16 protein-coding genes are annotated in these 15,756 nt (G+C 67.9%); 13 read left to right on the forward strand and 3 right to left on the reverse strand.

Annotated features, from left to right (window positions below; all coding sequences use genetic code 11):
• Window positions 1–2 precede the first annotated feature (2 nt).
• Both Q9235_RS18610 and cobJ read left to right on the forward strand, forming a co-directional pair.
• The gene (locus Q9235_RS18610; protein WP_306223281.1) at window positions 3–743 is read left to right on the forward strand and encodes a precorrin-2 C(20)-methyltransferase; all 741 of its coding nucleotides are present in this window, start codon (window positions 3–5) and stop codon (window positions 741–743) included.
• Window positions 740–1,531 carry a precorrin-3B C(17)-methyltransferase gene (gene cobJ, locus Q9235_RS18615; RefSeq protein ID WP_306223282.1) on the forward strand — a complete coding sequence of 264 codons (792 nt, stop codon included), beginning with the start codon at window positions 740–742 and terminating at the stop codon, window positions 1,529–1,531. Before Q9235_RS18610 ends, cobJ begins: the two co-directional genes overlap by 4 nt.
• On the opposite strand, the gene Q9235_RS18620 is transcribed toward cobJ, so the two are convergent.
• Window positions 1,474–2,238, reverse strand: coding sequence for a cobalt-precorrin-6A reductase (locus Q9235_RS18620; protein WP_306223283.1), 765 nt, complete (start codon window positions 2,236–2,238; stop codon window positions 1,474–1,476). The genes cobJ and Q9235_RS18620 overlap by 58 nt on opposite strands.
• On the opposite strand from Q9235_RS18620, the gene cbiE reads away from it, so the two are divergent.
• From cbiE to bluB, 5 genes are read left to right on the forward strand one after another with little or no spacing between them, the layout of a single operon-like run.
• Window positions 2,237–3,487, forward strand: a complete 1,251-nt coding sequence (gene cbiE, locus Q9235_RS18625; protein WP_306223284.1) for a precorrin-6y C5,15-methyltransferase (decarboxylating) subunit CbiE — start codon at window positions 2,237–2,239, stop codon at window positions 3,485–3,487. The genes Q9235_RS18620 and cbiE overlap by 2 nt on opposite strands.
• Window positions 3,484–3,876 (forward strand): cobalamin biosynthesis protein, encoded by a 393-nt coding sequence (locus Q9235_RS18630; protein WP_306223285.1) that lies wholly within the window; start codon window positions 3,484–3,486, stop codon window positions 3,874–3,876. The genes cbiE and Q9235_RS18630 overlap by 4 nt, the downstream gene beginning before the upstream one ends.
• Window positions 3,873–4,637 (forward strand): precorrin-4 C(11)-methyltransferase, encoded by a 765-nt coding sequence (gene cobM / locus Q9235_RS18635; RefSeq protein ID WP_306223286.1) that lies wholly within the window; start codon window positions 3,873–3,875, stop codon window positions 4,635–4,637. Before Q9235_RS18630 ends, cobM begins: the two co-directional genes overlap by 4 nt.
• Window positions 4,634–5,962, forward strand: a complete 1,329-nt coding sequence (locus Q9235_RS18640) for a cobyrinate a,c-diamide synthase (protein ID WP_306223287.1) — start codon at window positions 4,634–4,636, stop codon at window positions 5,960–5,962. Before cobM ends, Q9235_RS18640 begins: the two co-directional genes overlap by 4 nt.
• Entirely contained in the window at window positions 5,959–6,570 is a 612-nt protein-coding gene (gene bluB / locus Q9235_RS18645; protein ID WP_306223288.1) for a 5,6-dimethylbenzimidazole synthase, read from the forward strand. The genes Q9235_RS18640 and bluB overlap by 4 nt, the downstream gene beginning before the upstream one ends.
• Here bluB and Q9235_RS18650 read toward each other — a convergent pair.
• Window positions 6,545–7,777, reverse strand: coding sequence for an MFS transporter (locus tag Q9235_RS18650; RefSeq protein WP_306223289.1), 1,233 nt, complete (start codon window positions 7,775–7,777; stop codon window positions 6,545–6,547). The two genes, bluB and Q9235_RS18650, sit on opposite strands and share 26 nt — an antisense overlap.
• 92 nt (window positions 7,778–7,869) lie before the next feature.
• Here Q9235_RS18650 and Q9235_RS18655 point away from each other — a divergent pair, with 92 nt between their 5' ends.
• Window positions 7,870–8,778: a LysR family transcriptional regulator gene (locus tag Q9235_RS18655; RefSeq protein WP_306223290.1), complete on the forward strand. Its 909-nt coding sequence runs from the start codon at window positions 7,870–7,872 to the stop codon at window positions 8,776–8,778.
• Window positions 8,779–8,850: 72 nt separating this feature from the next.
• On the opposite strand, the gene Q9235_RS18660 is transcribed toward Q9235_RS18655, so the two are convergent.
• Window positions 8,851–10,464: a caspase family protein gene (locus Q9235_RS18660; RefSeq protein ID WP_306223291.1), complete on the reverse strand. Its 1,614-nt coding sequence runs from the start codon at window positions 10,462–10,464 to the stop codon at window positions 8,851–8,853.
• Between the two features lie 437 nt (window positions 10,465–10,901).
• Between Q9235_RS18660 and Q9235_RS18665 the strand changes: the two genes are divergently transcribed.
• The 5 genes from Q9235_RS18665 (at window position 10,902) to Q9235_RS18685 (ending at window position 15,746) form a co-directional block, all read left to right on the forward strand.
• Window positions 10,902–11,672, forward strand: coding sequence for an ABC transporter ATP-binding protein (locus Q9235_RS18665; RefSeq protein WP_306223292.1), 771 nt, complete (start codon window positions 10,902–10,904; stop codon window positions 11,670–11,672).
• Entirely contained in the window at window positions 11,659–12,405 is a 747-nt protein-coding gene (locus Q9235_RS18670) for an ABC transporter ATP-binding protein (protein ID WP_306223293.1), read from the forward strand. Before Q9235_RS18665 ends, Q9235_RS18670 begins: the two co-directional genes overlap by 14 nt.
• A gap of 61 nt (window positions 12,406–12,466) precedes the next feature.
• Window positions 12,467–13,669, forward strand: coding sequence for an ABC transporter substrate-binding protein (locus Q9235_RS18675; RefSeq protein ID WP_306223294.1), 1,203 nt, complete (start codon window positions 12,467–12,469; stop codon window positions 13,667–13,669).
• Between the two features lie 175 nt (window positions 13,670–13,844).
• Window positions 13,845–14,732: a branched-chain amino acid ABC transporter permease gene (locus tag Q9235_RS18680; protein ID WP_306223295.1), complete on the forward strand. Its 888-nt coding sequence runs from the start codon at window positions 13,845–13,847 to the stop codon at window positions 14,730–14,732.
• Window positions 14,733–14,753: 21 nt separating this feature from the next.
• Entirely contained in the window at window positions 14,754–15,746 is a 993-nt protein-coding gene (locus tag Q9235_RS18685; RefSeq protein ID WP_306223296.1) for a branched-chain amino acid ABC transporter permease, read from the forward strand.
• Window positions 15,747–15,756: the final 10 nt, after the last annotated feature.

Raw genomic sequence — 15,756 nt, forward strand, 5'->3', positions numbered from 1 at the left:
CGATGAGCGGGACGCAGAAGACCCTGCTCTACGGCGTCGGGCTCGGGCCCGGCGCACCGGACCTGATGACCGTCAGGGCGCGCGAGATCATCACAACGGCCGACCGTCTCGTGCATTTCTGCAAGCGCGGACGGCGCGGCAATGCCCGCAGCACGGCGGATGCGATCATCGCGCCCGAGCCGGCCCGCGAGATCGAGCTCGCCTTCCCGGTGACGATCGAGGCCAGCGTCGGAGAGCCCGATTACGACGGGCCGATCGCAGCCTTCTACGAGGAAGCGGCAGAGCGGCTGGCCGTCGAGATGCAGGCCGGGCATACGCTCGCCGTGCTCTGCGACGGCGATCCCTTCTTCTACGGCTCCTTCATGCATCTGTGGCGGCGGCTCAGCCACCGCTTCCCGACCGAGGTCGTCCCCGGCGTCACCGGCATGACCGGGGCGTGGGGCGAGGCCGGCGCGCCGATCACCTGGGGCGACGACGTCATGACCGTGCTGCCCGGCACGCTGCCGGAAGCGGAATTGGCGCGGCGCCTTGCAGATACCGACGCCGCCGTGATCATGAAGCTTGGCCGCAACCTGCCGAAGGTGCGGCGTGCGCTCGTGGCCGCCGGGCTGGAAGGGCGCGCGATCTATGTCGAGCGCGCCACGATGACGCGGCAGGTCGTAGCTCGGCTCGCCGACAAGGCCGATGACGAGGCGCCCTATTTCGCGATGGTGCTGGTGCCCGGCGAGGGGCGGCGCCTGTGACCGGCTCGCTCACCATCGTCGGACTCGGCCCGGGCAAGGCGGACTGGATCACGCCAGCCGCACAGGCCGCGCTCGATGCCGCGAGCGATATCGTCGGCTACGGCCCCTATGTCGACCGGGTACCGGAGCGCGCGGGACTGAACAAGCACGCCACGGACAATCGCGTCGAGGTCGAGCGCGCCTCGCATGCGCTGCAACTGGCGGCGGAGGGCCGCAAGGTCGCGGTCGTGTCCGGCGGCGATCCCGGCGTCTTCGCCATGGCGGCGGCTGTGTTCGAGGCGCTGGAAGCCGGTCCGACCGAATGGCGGGTACTTCCGATCACGGTCGAACCCGGCATAACCGCGATGCTGGCGGCGGCGGCACGGGCCGGCGCCCCGCTCGGCGGGGATTTCTGCGCGATCTCGCTCTCGGACAATCTCAAGCCCTGGGACGTCGTGACGGCGCGGCTCGAAGCGATGCTCGCCGCGGATCTGGTGATCTGCCTCTACAATCCGATCTCGAAGGCCCGGCCCTGGCAGCTCGGCAAGGCATTGGAACTCGCGGCCGAGCAGCGCGACGCGACGACGCCGGTGCTCTTCGCCCGCGCCGTCGGGCGGCCGGACGAAAGCCTGCGCATCCTGACGCTGGCTGAAGCCGCCGCAGTTGCGGGTACGGCAGATATGGCAACGCTGGTCATGATCGGGGCATCGAGCACGCGCCTGATCGTGCGCGAGGGCGCAGCCCCTTACGTCTACACGCCGCGTTCGGTCGCGAAGATGCCCTGCGCCACCAGCCAGGGCAGGACCTGATCGATATGGTCGACGGTCTCGACAGCGGGCTTGGGCGGGCGCTCCACCATTACCACCGGCAGGGCAAGCCGGCGTGCCGCCACGAGCTTGCCGACCGTCGCGGGACCGCCCGAATTCTTGCTGACGAGGATCTCGACGCCCTCGCGGCGCATCAGATCCTCCTCGTCGTCGACATCGAACGGCCCGCGCTGCTGGATGACATCGACATGCGGCACCGGCAGGCGGTCTCCGATCGGCTCGATGGCGCGGACGAGATAGCGGTGCTGGGGCGCGTCGGCGAAGGCTGGCAATTCGAGCCGGCCGACTGTGAGGAAGACGCGCCGCGGCGCGTCGCCCAGCGCTTGCGCGGCAGCCTCGATATCGGGCACGGATTTCCAGCGATCGCCGGCGCGCGGCTTCCAGGAATCGCGGCGGATGGCCAACAGCGGCACGCCCTCCGCCTTGCAGGCATGCTCGGCATGGAAGGGCATGATCGCGGCGAAGGGATGGGTCGCGTCGACGACGGCGACGATGCCTTCCTCGACCAAATAGCGCCTGAGACCCTCGACACCACCAAAGCCGCCGGTACGAACCGGCAGATTGGTCGGGCGGGGATCGACGGTGTGGCCCGCCAGCGAGATAATGGCGCGGATATCGGGAGCCTGATCAGCCAGGTGCTGGTCAAGCGCAGCAGCTTCGCTCGTTCCGCCAAGGATGAGGACGGTCATGTCACCAGTTTTGCGTGAATCGGATGTTCTGTCGAGCCGCGAGACGCCGGCGCCCTGGCTTGCGCTGATCGGTCTCGGCGAGGACGGGGCCTCCGGGCTCTGCCGTGAGGCCTTGGCAACGCTGAACGAGGCCGAGATCGTCTTCGGCGGCGAGCGGCATATTGCGCTGGTCGGCACGGTGCCGGGCGAATTGCGACCGTGGCCGCAGCCCTTCCGCAACGCGCTGCCGCAGATTTTGAAGGAGCGCGGCCGCAAGGTCTGCGTGCTCGCGACCAGCGACCCGTTCCATTACGGCATCGGCAACAGCATCAGCCGGGCAATCCCGGCCGAGGAGATGCGGATCATCCCGCAGCTCTCCTCCTTCTCGATGGCCTGCACGCGGATGCGCTGGCCGCAGGAGGAATGCGCGCTGGTCTCGCTGCATGGCCGCACGCTCTACCGGATCGTGCCGCATCTCCAGCCTGAAGCCCGCATTCTCGCCCTCTCCTGGGACGAAACGACGCCGCGCGCCGTCGCCGAACTTCTGACCGCGCGTGGCATGGGCGCGAGCCGCATCGTGGTGATGGAATCGCTCGGCGGTCCGCAGGAGCGCATCCGCGCATGCCGCGCCGACGCTTTCGACCTGAACGACATCGTGCCGCTCAACCTGATCGCGGTCGAGGTCGCGGCGACCCGCGATTCACGCATCCTGCCGCTGGCGCCGGGTCTCGACGAGGAGTGGTTCGCCCATGACGGGCAGATCACCAAGTCGGAAATCCGCGCGATCACGATCTCGGCACTGGCCCCGCGCGGCGGCGAACTGCTCTGGGATGTCGGAGCGGGCTCCGGCTCGGTCGCGGTGGAATGGTGCCAGCGCCATCTGCGCAACCGGGCTGTCGCCTTCGAGGCCAAGCCGGAACGGGCCGAGCGCATCAAGCGCAACAAGCTCGAGCTCGGCGGGCTCTCGGTCGAAGTCATCGGCGAGGCGCCGGCCGGCTTCGTCGGGCGCGAGGCGCCGGATGCGGTCTTCATCGGCGGTGGCCTGACCGAAGAAGGCCTGTTCGACGCCGCCTGGGCGGCGCTGAAGCCGGGCGGTCGGCTCGTCGCCAACGTCGTGACGATCGAGGGCGAGGCCAAGCTTGCGGCCCTCCATGCCGAGCACGGCGGTTCCCTGCGCCGCATTTCGATCGACCGGCTCGCGCCCGTCGGCGGCAAGCATGGCTGGCGCCCGGCGATGCCGGTGACGCAGTGGCGGGTCGAGAAGCCTTGAGCACGAGCCGCCTCGTCGCCGGCATCGGCATCCGGCCCGGCACGGACGCCGCCGATATCCTCGCCTGCCTCGACCAGGCGCTGGCGAGCGCCGGGCTTGCGGGTGCGCCTACGCCGCGTTTCGCCACGCTGGCGAGCCGCGTGGCCGAGGCCGGCATGGTCGCTGCCGCGACCGAACGCGCGGCCGAACTCGTCGCCATCCCCGACGAGGCCCTGAAAGGCTTCGAGGCCGCTTGCGCGACGCGCTCGACCCGGATCGCCGCGCTCTATGGCGTCGGTTCGGTGGCGGAGGCTGCGGCGCTGGCCGCGGCGGGTCCGGGCGGCGAACTGGTTCAGCCCCGGATCGCAACCGCGCGCGTCACCTGCGCGCTCGCCAGAAGCCTCGCATGACCATCCATTTCATCGGCGCCGGCCCCGGCGCGCCCGATCTCATCACGCTGCGCGGGCGCGACCTGATCGCCGCTTCGCCCGTCTGCCTCTATGCGGGGTCGCTGATCCCCAAGGCGATGCTCGACTGGTGCCCGCCCGGTGCGCGGATCGTCGACACCGCTCCGCTCGATCTCGATGCGATCATCGCCGAGATGGAGGCAGCGCATCGCGCCGGACAGGACGTGGCGCGATTGCATTCCGGCGATCTCTCGATCTGGAGCGCCTGCGGGGAGCAGATGCGGCGGCTCGACCGAACAGGCATTCCCTATACGGTGACGCCGGGCGTTCCGGCCTTCGCCGCCGCCGCCGCGGTGCTGAAGCGCGAGCTGACCTTGCCGGGCGTGGCGCAATCGCTGGTGCTGACGCGCACCTCCGGCCGCGCCTCGGCCATGCCCGACAAGGAAAAGCTCGCGACCTTCGCTGCTTCCGGCGCGACGCTCGCGATCCATCTCTCGATCCATGTGGTCGAGCAGGTGGTGGCGGAGCTGACGCCGTTCTACGGTCCCGATTGCCCGGTCGCCGTGGTGTTCCGCGCGACATGGCCGGACGAGACGGTGCTGCAAGGCAGGCTCACCGATATCGCCGGGAAGGTTCGTGCGAGCGCACTTGAGCGTACCGCACTGATCCTGATCGGGCCGGCGCTGGCGGCCGATGATTTCGGCGAAAGCGCGCTCTATTCGATCGACTACGACCGCCGCTTCCGGCCGCGAGGCGGGCGATGACAGCGCGTGGGCTCCTCATCGCCGCGCCGCGTTCCGGTTCCGGCAAGACCACGATCACGTTGGGGCTGCAACGCGCCCTGACGCGGCGCGGCCTCACCGTGCGCGGCTTGAAATGCGGGCCGGATTATATCGACCCGGCCTTCCATGCCGCGGCGACCGGGGCGCCCAGCGCCAATCTCGACAGCTATGCCATGACGGACGGGCTGCTCGGGCGGATCGCCGGCGAAGCGGCCGATGGCGCCGATATCGTCATCGCAGAGGGCTCGATGGGGCTGTTCGATGCCGTGCCGGGCGAGGTTGGGCATACGGGCGCCAGCGCCGATATCGCGGCGCTGGCCGGCTGGCCCGTCGTGCTCGTCATCGATGTCTCCGGTGCGGCGCAATCGGCGGCGGCGGTCGCGCTCGGCTGCAAGCTCTACGATCCTCGCATCCGCGTCGCTGGCGTGATCCTGAACAAGGTCGCGAGCGCCCGCCATGAGCGGCTGGTGCGGCAAGGCATGGAGCGTGTCGGCCTGCCCGTGCTCGGCGCCCTGCCGCGCGAGGCGAGCCTGATCCTGCCCGAACGCCATCTCGGGCTGGTCCAGGCCGGCGAAACCGCAGATCTCCATGCGCGACTTGATGCCCTGGCGGAAGCCGTCTCAAACGCCGTCGATCTCGATGCCGTCATGGCCGCAACCGGCGCCACGACGCTTCCGGTAACGACTGGCAATGCGCCCCCGCCCCTGCCCGCGCCGGGCCGGCGGATCGCCATCGCACGTGATGCCGCCTTCTCCTTCGTCTATCCGCATGTCGAGGCTGGCTGGCGCGCGGCGGGCGCGGAACTCGTGCCGTTCTCGCCGCTCAAGGATGAAGCACCGCCCAAGGATTGCGACGCCTGCTGGCTGCCGGGTGGCTATCCCGAACTGCATGCCGGCACGATCGCTGCAGCCGACCGCTTCCTCGGCGGCCTGCGCAGGTTCGCCGAGACCCGGCCGGTGCATGGCGAGTGCGGAGGCTACATGGTGCTCGGGCGCAGCCTGACCGATGCCGACGGTGTCACCCATGCCATGGCCGGCCTGCTCTCGGTCGAGACTTCCTTTGCGAAGAGGAAGATGAACCTGGGCTATCGCCGGGCAGTGCTTGAAGCGGACGGCCCATTGGGGCCGGCCGACTCGGCGCTCACCGGACATGAATTCCACTACGCCAGCATCATCGCGCAGGGAGACGATCCGCCCTTCGCGACCGTCACGGATCCGCATGGCTCGGCGCCCGTTCCTGCCGGAAGCCGACGCGGACTGGTGACAGGCTCGTTCTTCCACGCGATCGCGACGGCAGGCCCGGCGTGAGCCAGGCGCCGGTCTTCGACGCGGTTTTCGCCCGGCAGTTCGAGGAATTGCTGCGCTGGCGGCGCGATGTCCGGCGATTCAGGCGCGAGGCGGTCCCCGCCGCATTGATCGAGACCCTGCTGGCTCAGACCAGGCTCTCCCCTTCCGTCGGGCACGCGCAGCCCTGGCGTTGGCTCGCCGTTTCGGAGCCGGCGCAACGCGCGGCCGTGCAGGAAAGCTTCAGCCGCTGCAATGCGGATGCGCTCGCCGCCTACGAGGGCGAGCGCGCCGCGCTCTATGCCCGCCTGAAGCTCGAAGGACTGCGGGAAGCCCCGGTGCAATTCGCCGTGTTCTGCGATCATGGCACCGCGCGCGGCCATGGGCTCGGCCGCCAGACAATGCCCGAGATGCTGGATTATTCGGTGGTCGCGGCGATCACGCAATTCTGGCTGTCGGCGCGCGTTCGCGGGCTCGGCGTCGGCTGGGTCTCGATCCTCGATCCCGGCGAGATCGCCGAGGTTCTCAAGACCCAGCCGGACTGGAAGCTCGTCGCCTATCTCTGCGTCGGCTGGCCGGAGGAGGATTGCGACGTGCCCGAGCTGGTCAGGGCGGGTTGGGAGCGCGGCTGAGCCCAAGGCCGGCAAGGTCTCGCCGCAGACCGAAGGAGGTCAGCACCGCCAGCAGGGCGAGCAGCGCGACGAGCCAGGCTGCACCGGTCCAGCCGATGCCGGAGATCACCAGACCGACCACGGCCGGCCCCAGCACCTGGCCGAGATTGCTGCCCTGCATCAGGAGGCCGATGCTCGCCGGGACCAGATTCGGACGCGAGGCGAGCGAGGCCGCGGTCGAGAGCAGGGTCGCGGGGATGAAGCCCCCCGCCGTCGCGAACAGGATGCCGGCCAGGAAGGCGCCGGCCGGCGGCAGGAGCGGCAGGAAGACGAAGACAGCAGCCAGCCCCATCGCGACACTCGCGCCGACGAGGACCACGAGCCGCGACACCCCGCGAGCGAGCAAAGCGCCGGCGATCAGATTGCCGACGATGTTGCCGGCGGTCGCGAGCCCGCTCAACAGACCTGCGACGGCGAGCGAGCTGTGCATCCGCTCGATCAGCAGCACGGGCAGGAAGCTGAGCACCGCGAAGAACATCATGGCGTAGAGCGCGAAACATAAAGCCAGGAGCAACGGTCCGCGCGTCCGGAACATATTCCCGGCATCGGAAGCTAGCTGCCGCCACGATACGCTTGCACCCGCCGCGGCGGCCGGCACTCTCACGGCGACGGCCATGCCGGCTGTGAGTGCGAAGCCCGCTCCCGCCAGCCAGATCGCACGCCAGCCACCGAAGAGCGGCCCGAGCAGCATCGCCAGCGCCATGCCAGCCGGCATGAAGCAGCTCCACAGCGCCATCGCGATCTCGCGGTCGCGCTCGCCGACGCAGCGGCGCAGCAAAGCCGGGCCGGCGACGCTGACCATAAGGAAGCCCGACCCCTCGATAATGCGGCAAGCGAGGAGAGGTCCGAGGCCGGAGGTAGCAGCGCCCAACGCACTGCCAAGCGCGAGCATGACGAGCCCGAGCAGCAGGATACGGCGGTCGCCGAAGCGCGTCGCCAGCGCGCCGACCGGCACGCCGCCGAACAGGCCGAGCACGGCGAAGATCGAACTGACCCAGCCGAGGACGGCGAGATCGCGCCCGGTCTCGACCTGCAGCAGCGGAATCGCGATCGCCGCCTTGCCGATCTGCAGCGATGCGGCGATGCCGGCCGTGACGACCAGCATAACCACCCACCAGTCGGTGCGGGCCGTCACCGTGCTTCCGGCGGTCTTATCGATCTTGTGCAAGCTGCATCACCTCGTTGCCGCCTCGTGATGCACCTTCGCTCCAATCGATAAAAGTGAGATAATTTGCATCGAGTTGATCTATTACATCGATCATGCTCGACAATCTCTCCCTCGACCAGATGCGCATGTTCCTCGCGGTCTGCGATAGCGGCAGCTTCCGTGCGGCGGCGAAAAGGCTTGGTCGCGTGCAGTCGGCGGTCAGTCATGCCATCGCCAGGCTTGAGGACGAGCTCGGCGTCACGCTCTTCGACCGCTCGGGCCACCGGCCAGTGCCGACGCCGGAAGGCCGCGCCCTGCTCGCCAATGTGCGCGACGTGCTGCTGCGCGTCGATGCCATGCGGGCGCGGGCTCGCGGATTGCGAGAGGGTGTCGAACTCGAACTGTCGCTGACCATCGACGTGCTGTTCCCGCCCTTGCTGGTCGGTGCGGCGCTGGCCGAGATGAGCCTGACCTACCCGTCCGTCGCGATCCGGCTCTCGGCCGAGGCCCTGGGCGGCCCGATCACGGCGCTTCTGGAAGAACGCAGCCAGGTCTCGGTCATCGTCGGCGAAAGCTTCCGCGATCCGCGCATCGCGATCGCGGCACTGACCTCGATCGAGATGATCGCGGTGGCGGCGCCGCCCCATCCGCTGGGGCAAGCGAGCAGGCGGGTGCTCGATGCGGCCGCGCTCGCCGACCATCTCCAGATCGTGCAGTTCGACCGCTCGCCACTGACCGACCAGCGCGATATCGGCGTGATCTCGCCGCGGACCTGCCGCGTCGGCGGGCAGGACATCAAGCACGCCATGATCCGCGCGGGACTGGGCTGGGGCCGGCTGCCGGGCTGGCTTGCAGCGGATGATCTCGCCAGCGGCCGGCTGGTGCGGGTCGAGACGGGCGTGCTCGGCCGGCGCGGCGGGCTTCCGGCCGAAGCCTATCTCGGGCACCGGCTGGACGCGCCGCTCGGACCGGCCGCGCGTAGCTTCGCGGCGACGCTGACGCGGCTTTGCGCCGAGCCATAGCTTCGGCGCCGAAAGGAAAAGGGCCGGCCCTTGAGGCCGACCTTTCGAATCATGAGAGCGGCGAGCGATCCGTCAGCGGCGGAAGCCGCCGCCAATCGCGCCACCGAGTACGCCACCGACGATCCCGCCGAAGATCGCTGCGCCAGCGCTGTCACCGGAGTCGCCTTCACGCGTCCGGACGCGGCCCTGATAGCCGGTGCTGGTCGTGCCGCGGCGCGGCGTCGCGGTCGTGGTGCCCTGGTAGGCCTGGCCGCGTTCGCGGGCGATGTCACGCCGATACATCTCGTCGCCTTCATAGGACGTGACGTTGCGGGTGGCGGCCTTGCCTTCGCCGGCCGTCTTGGCGCTGCGCTTCTTCTCGGCGGCAGCTTTCTCCTCGGCGAGCACGGCCTGATAGGCGGCCTCGCTCTGGGCACGCAGCGCACTGACCTGCATCGCGGTCAGGAAGCCCGTCTCCGGGATGCTGCGCGACTTCTGCCAGGCCTGGATAGCCTTGCGATGGCTCGGGCTGAAGGTCGCCGCGGCCTTGCCGGGCTGGAAGCCGCTGACGCGCAGGCGGGTCTGCACCTCGCGCCGGCCGACATTGTCCAGCTTCATCGCGGTCTCGGTCTGCGCCGTGCCGATTTCCTTCTTGAGCGCCTCGTCATTAACGCCGGGAGGCGTGGCAAGGAAGCCGCTCGCCGGCTTCGAGGCATCGAGGCTGGCGAGGCGGTTGCGGGCGAAGGTCGCGAACTGACCCGAAGGGAAGGCGTCGAGATAGGCGCGGTAGTCGGCGGCCGAGTTGCCGCGCTCGGCGACTTCCCAGGTCTTGATGTCGATCTGGGTGCGATCGAGCGAGGGGGCTGCCGGCATTGCCGGCATCGGCACGGCGGCGTCGATGGTCTTGGTCGCGGCCACGCCCGGATCGACCGCGGCGAGCTTCAGAGTCGGGTTGAGCTTGAACTCGCCGATGATCGAGGAATTGGTCCAGGGCTTCTGCTTCTTGCCGGTGCTCTCCCAGACATCGGCGCGCACGCGGTCCATCACCGTCGTGATCGACACCTCGGGCGTCTCGATATGCTTGAGCAGCGCGCTGGTGAAGGGGCTGTTGGTGTCGCGCTCGCCATCCATGGCGGTGGCGCGTGGATCGGTGGCGAAGGCGATCAGGATGCCGGAGGCCGACTGTGTCTCGATCGCTGTCAGGCCGCGGGTGACGGCGCGGGATTTCGCCGCGAGCTGGGCGGCGAAGGGATTGTCGCGGCAGGCGTCGAGGATGACGATGTTGACGCGCTCGTCGCGCTGCATCTGGCGCAGCACGAGCTGGACGTTCACGGCCCGGAAATCAAGGTCGGCTTCAGACCGCAGCGAGGCGTCGACGGGGATCAGGTAGTTCTCGTCGCCGACGGCGATGCCGTGGCCGGCATAATAGACGAGGCCGGCCTTGGCGCCGTCGAGCTTCTGCGCGAATTCGCGCACGATGCCCGTCATCTCGTCCATCTTGAGATTGTAGCCCTCGACGACGTCGAAGCCGAGGCGCTTGAGCGCGGCCGAGATGCCCTTGGCATCGCGCTCCGGATTGGATAGCGGCGGCACGGCCGTATAGATGCTGTTGCCGATGACGAGCGCGACCCGCCGCTCGGGCACGGCCGCGGAGGAAGGCGAGGCCAGCGCCACTGCTGAGAGCACCAGCGCAAAGGCGACAGCCATTCGGGCACGGAACCCCGGAACCAGAGACGCGAAGTTCACGACAACCTCCCCAATTCGGCAATCGGCTGCCCGCCAGCAACGGTCGGTGCAGCGCAGATTCAGAAACACGGCGGCAATATGGACGAAAGATGGCCGTCTTTTACCGCAACACGCTCCGCTGGTAAACCGGAACGTCTCTTCGTCGCGCGAACCAGGACATCGGTTCAAATTCTTTCCGGGATCACGCGCCGGACCGCGACCATCGGGCCGGCACCAAGACACTCGCGTCCTCTATTCGCATGAGATGCAGGACATAAGACGAAGGGATGAGTGCGCGTCTGCCAAGACCGCTTTGAAACCCGCCAGCGTTGACTTATGCCCGGAGCGCGGTGCAGCATGACATGCAAGGGGAACCGCTTAAAAAAGAAAGATAAAGCTGATGAAGGCTGGCAACCAGCATGTCTGAGGATACTATTCTTTCGACATCAGGCCTTACAAAAGAATTTGCCGGCTTTACAGCTGTAAACGGCGTCGACCTTAGCGTGCGCCGCGGGTCTATTCACGCTCTGATCGGGCCGAACGGAGCCGGCAAGACGACCTGCTTCAATCTGTTGACCAAGTTCCTCGCACCCACGCGCGGCGCGATCGTCTATAACGGCCGCGACATCACCCGCGAGAAGCCGGCGGAGATCGCCCGGCTCGGGCTGGTGCGCTCCTTCCAGATTTCGGCTGTGTTCCCGCAGCTCTCGGTACTGACCAATGTCCGCATCGCGCTGCAGCGGCGCAAGCGCGGCGATTCGTTCGATTTCTGGCGCTCGGAGCGCTCGCTCAAGGAACTCGATGCCGAAGCTGCGGCCCTGGTCGACGCCGTCGGCCTGACCCCGTTCCTCGGGTTGACCGCCGGCGAGCTCAGCTACGGCCGCAAGCGCGCGCTGGAGATCGCGACGACGCTGGCGCTCGACCCCGAGATGCTACTGCTCGACGAGCCGATGGCCGGCATGGGCCGCGAGGATGTCGACCGCATCGCGGCGCTGATCCGCAAGATCTCGGCCAACCGCACCATCCTGATGGTCGAGCATAATCTCTCGGTCGTCGCCTCGCTCTCGGACCGCATCACCGTGCTGGCGCGCGGGCAGGTGCTGGCGGAGGGCGATTACGCCACCGTCTCGAAGGACCCGCGCGTGGTCGAGGCCTATATCGGCTCGGGAGGCGGACATGGCCACCACTGAGGCCCTTAAGATGCCGACCGCTGCCGCCGGCACCGCCCCGCTGCTCAAGGTGCGCGGGCTCGAGGCCTGGTATGGCGAGAGCCATGTCCTTCACGGCATCGATTTCGACGTCTCGCCCGGCGAAGTGGTGACGCTGCTCGGCCGCAACGGCGCCGGCAAGACCACAACGCTGAAATCGATCATGGGCGTGCTCGGCAAACGCAAGGGCTCGGTCGTGCTTGAAGGCAAGGAGACGATCGCCCTGCCCTCGCGCGCCATTGCAAGGCTCGGCATCGGCTTCGTGCCGGAGGAGCGCGGCATCTATTCCTCGCTTTCGGTCGAGGAGAACCTGATGCTGCCGCCGCAGGTGCGTCCCGGCGGGCTCTCGCTCGACGCGATCTTCACGCTCTTCCCCAACATCAAGGAGCGGCTGAAGAGCCAGGGCACGAAGCTGTCGGGCGGCGAGCAGCAGATGCTGGCGATCGGCCGCATCCTGCGCACCGGCGCGCATCTGCTCCTGCTCGACGAGCCGACCGAGGGCCTCGCCCCCGTCATCATCGAGCAGATCGGCCGCACCATCGCGAAGCTGAAGCAGGACGGCTTCACCATCATCCTGGTCGAGCAGAACTTCCGCTTCGCCCAGACGGTCGCCGACCGACACTACGTGGTCGAGCAAGGCAAGGTGATCGACATGATCCCGAATGCCGCGCTCGACGCCAATATCGACAAGCTGCATCGCTATCTCGGCGTCTGAAGCAGCGCGACCCACCAGAACAGCGCCGGCCCCAGCCGGTATCGACAGAGGGAGAACGATCATGAAGCTGAAGACGATCCTCGCGACCACCGCGCTCGCAACCCTGATGGCGGCTCCTGCCATCGCCCAGCAGATCACGGTCAAGGCCGGCGTGCTGAACGACCGCTCCGGCCTCTATGCCGACCTTGCCGGCGAAGGCTCGGTGATCGCGGCGCGCATGGCGGTCGAGGACTTCAAGGCGGCAGAGAAGGGCATCAAGGTCGAGATCGTCTCGGCCGACCACCAGAACAAGCCGGATGTCGGCTCGACCATCACCCGGCAGTGGTACGACCAGGATGGCGTCGACGTGATCCTCGACGTGCCGACCTCCTCGGTCGCGCTGGCGGTGAGCCAGATCACCAAGGAGAAGAACAAGGTCCATATCAACTCGGGCGCCGGCACCTCGGACCTCACCGGCAAGGCCTGCAGCCCCAACACGATCCACTGGACCTACGACACCTACGCGCTGGCTCAGGGCACCGGCGGCGCCATGGTGAAGGCCGGCGGCGATAGCTGGTTCTTCATGACCGCGGACTACGCCTTCGGTCACGCGCTGGAGCGCGATGCGACCGCGACCATCACCAAGGCCGGCGGCAAGGTCGTGGGCTCGGTGAAGACGCCCTTCCCCGGCACCGACTTCTCGTCCTTCCTGCTCCAGGCGCAGGCCTCGAAGGCCAAGGTCATCGGCCTCGCCAATGCCGGCAGCGACACCACCAACGCGATCAAGCAGGCGGGCGAGTTCGGTATCGTCGCCGGCGGCCAGAAGCTCGCGGGGCTCCTGGTTTTCATCAGCGACGTGAATGCGCTCGGCCTGCAGGCGGCGCAGGGCCTCGTCCTGACCGAGTCCTTCTACTGGGATCGCGACGACGGCACCCGCGCCTGGTCGGACCGCTTCGCCAAGCTCAATGGCGGCAAGAAGCCGACCATGGTCCAGGCCGGCGTCTATTCCGGGCTGCTGCACTATCTGAAGGCGGTCGAGGCGACCAAGAGCAAGGATTCGGCCACCGTCGTCGCCAAGATGAAGGAACTGCCGACGGACGATCCGCTCTTCGGCAAGGGCTCGATCCGCCCCAACGGCCGCAAGATGCACGACATGTATCTCTACGAGGTCAAGAAGCCTTCGGAATCGAAGGGCCCGTGGGATTACTACAAGCAGGTCTCGGTGCTCCCGGCAGAGCAGGCCTTCCAGCCGCTGGCCGAGACGGGCTGCTCGCTCGTCAAGTGACGCGCGGCTGAACGCCGCCCAGACGTCCTCCGCCGTCATCCCGGGCGACCTTAGGTCGGCCCGGGATCCATCGGAGTGCTCCGGAACTCTGCGATGGATCCCGGCCCTGCGCTTCGCTTGGCCGGGATGACGAAGAGGTTCAAGAGCCCACCCCACATGATGATCTGAGCCCCGCATGTTCGAACTTCTCGGAGTCCCGCCGCAGGCGCTGTTCGGTCAGGTCCTTCTCGGCCTGATCAACGGCTCGTTCTATGCCATCCTCAGCCTCGGGCTGGCGGTGATCTTCGGACTGCTCAACATCATCAACTTCACGCATGGCGCGCAGTACATGATGGGCGCCTTCGTCGCCTGGATGTGCCTGAACTATCTCGGCCTCAACTACTGGGCGGCGCTGCTGCTGGCGCCGATCATCGTCGGCGCGACCGGCGTCGCGGTCGAACGGCTGCTGCTGAAGCGCATCGCCCATCTCGACCATCTCTACGGTTTGCTGCTGACCTTCGGCCTCGCACTGATCATCCAGGGCGTCTTCCGCAACCAGTACGGCTCCTCCGGCCTGCCCTATGCCATCCCGCCGCAGCTCACCGGTGGGCAGAATCTCGGCTTCATGTTCCTGCCGAACTACCGGGCCTGGGTGATCGTCGCCTCGCTCGTCGTCTGCCTCGGCACCTGGTTCCTGATCGAGAAGACCAAGCTCGGCGCCTATCTGCGTGCCGCGACCGAGAACCCGACCCTGACCCAGGCCTTCGGCATCAACGTGCCGCTCCTGGTGACGCTGACCTACGGCTTCGGCGTCGCGCTTGCCGCCTTCGCCGGCGTGCTCGCCGCGCCGATCTATTCGGTCAATCCCAACATGGGCGGCGACCTGATCATCGTCGTCTTCGCGGTCGTCGTGATCGGCGGCATGGGCTCGATCATGGGCGCGATCGTCACCGGGTTCTCGCTCGGGCTGATCGAGGGCCTGACCAAGGTGTTCTACCCGGAAGGCGCCGCGACCGTGATCTTCGTCATCATGGTGCTGGTGCTGCTGGTGAAGCCCGCCGGCCTGTTCGGCCGCGCAGCCTGACGACGCGAGAAGGACAAGGACATGACCGATCTCGCTTCCGCCGAAGCTCCCGCCGCCGGCCTCACACTCGCCGAGACCGACGACAGCACGGCGCGCCTGCACCGCAACCTGTTCATCGCGATCGCCGCGGTGCTCGTGGTGGCACCCTTCGTCGCCTATCCCGTCTTCGTGATGAAGGTGCTCTGCTTCGCGCTATTCGCGCTCGCCTTCAATCTTCTGCTCGGCTATGGCGGCCTGCTCTCCTTCGGCCATGCCGCCTATTTCGGCATGGCGAGCTATGTCTCGGCCTACACCGCCAAGAACTGGGGCCTGACGCCGGAGCTCGCGATCCTGTTCGGCACCGCCGTCGGCGCCGTGCTCGGCCTCGTTTTCGGTTCGCTCGCCATCCGCCGCCAAGGCATCTACTTCGCCATGATCACGCTGGCGCTCGCCCAGATGGTGTTCTTCTTCTCGCTGCAGACGCCGCGCTTCACCGGCGGCGAGGACGGCATCCAGGCCGTGCCGCGCGGCAAGTTCCTCGGCCTGATCAGCCTCGCCGACGACCGGGCGCTTTACTGGCTCGTCGCCGCCATTTTCATGGGCGGGCTGCTGCTGATCTACCGCGTCATCCACTCGCCCTTCGGCCAGGTCTGCAAGGCGATCCGCGACAACGAGCCCCGCGCGATCTCGCTCGGCTATCGCGCCAACCAGTACAAGCTGATGGTCTTCGTGCTCTCGGCGACGCTCGCAGGGCTGGCCGGCGCGACCAAGGCGATCGTCTTCCAGCTCGCCTCGCTCACCGACGTCTACTGGACGATGTCCGGCGAGGTCGTGCTGATGACGCTGGTCGGCGGGCTCGGCACCGTCTTCGGCCCGATCGTCGGCGCCATCGTCATCGTCGCGATGCAGAACTATCTCGCGACGCTCGGCGCCTGGGTCACGGTCGTGCAGGGCGTGATCTTCGTGCTCTGCGTGCTGCTCTTCCGCGAAGGCATCGTCGGCGTCATCTCGAAGGCGATCAAGAAGCCGCTCTGAGAGCGGCTTC

This window comes from Bosea beijingensis, from assembly GCF_030758975.1.
GTDB lineage: Bacteria > Pseudomonadota > Alphaproteobacteria > Rhizobiales > Beijerinckiaceae > Allobosea > Allobosea beijingensis.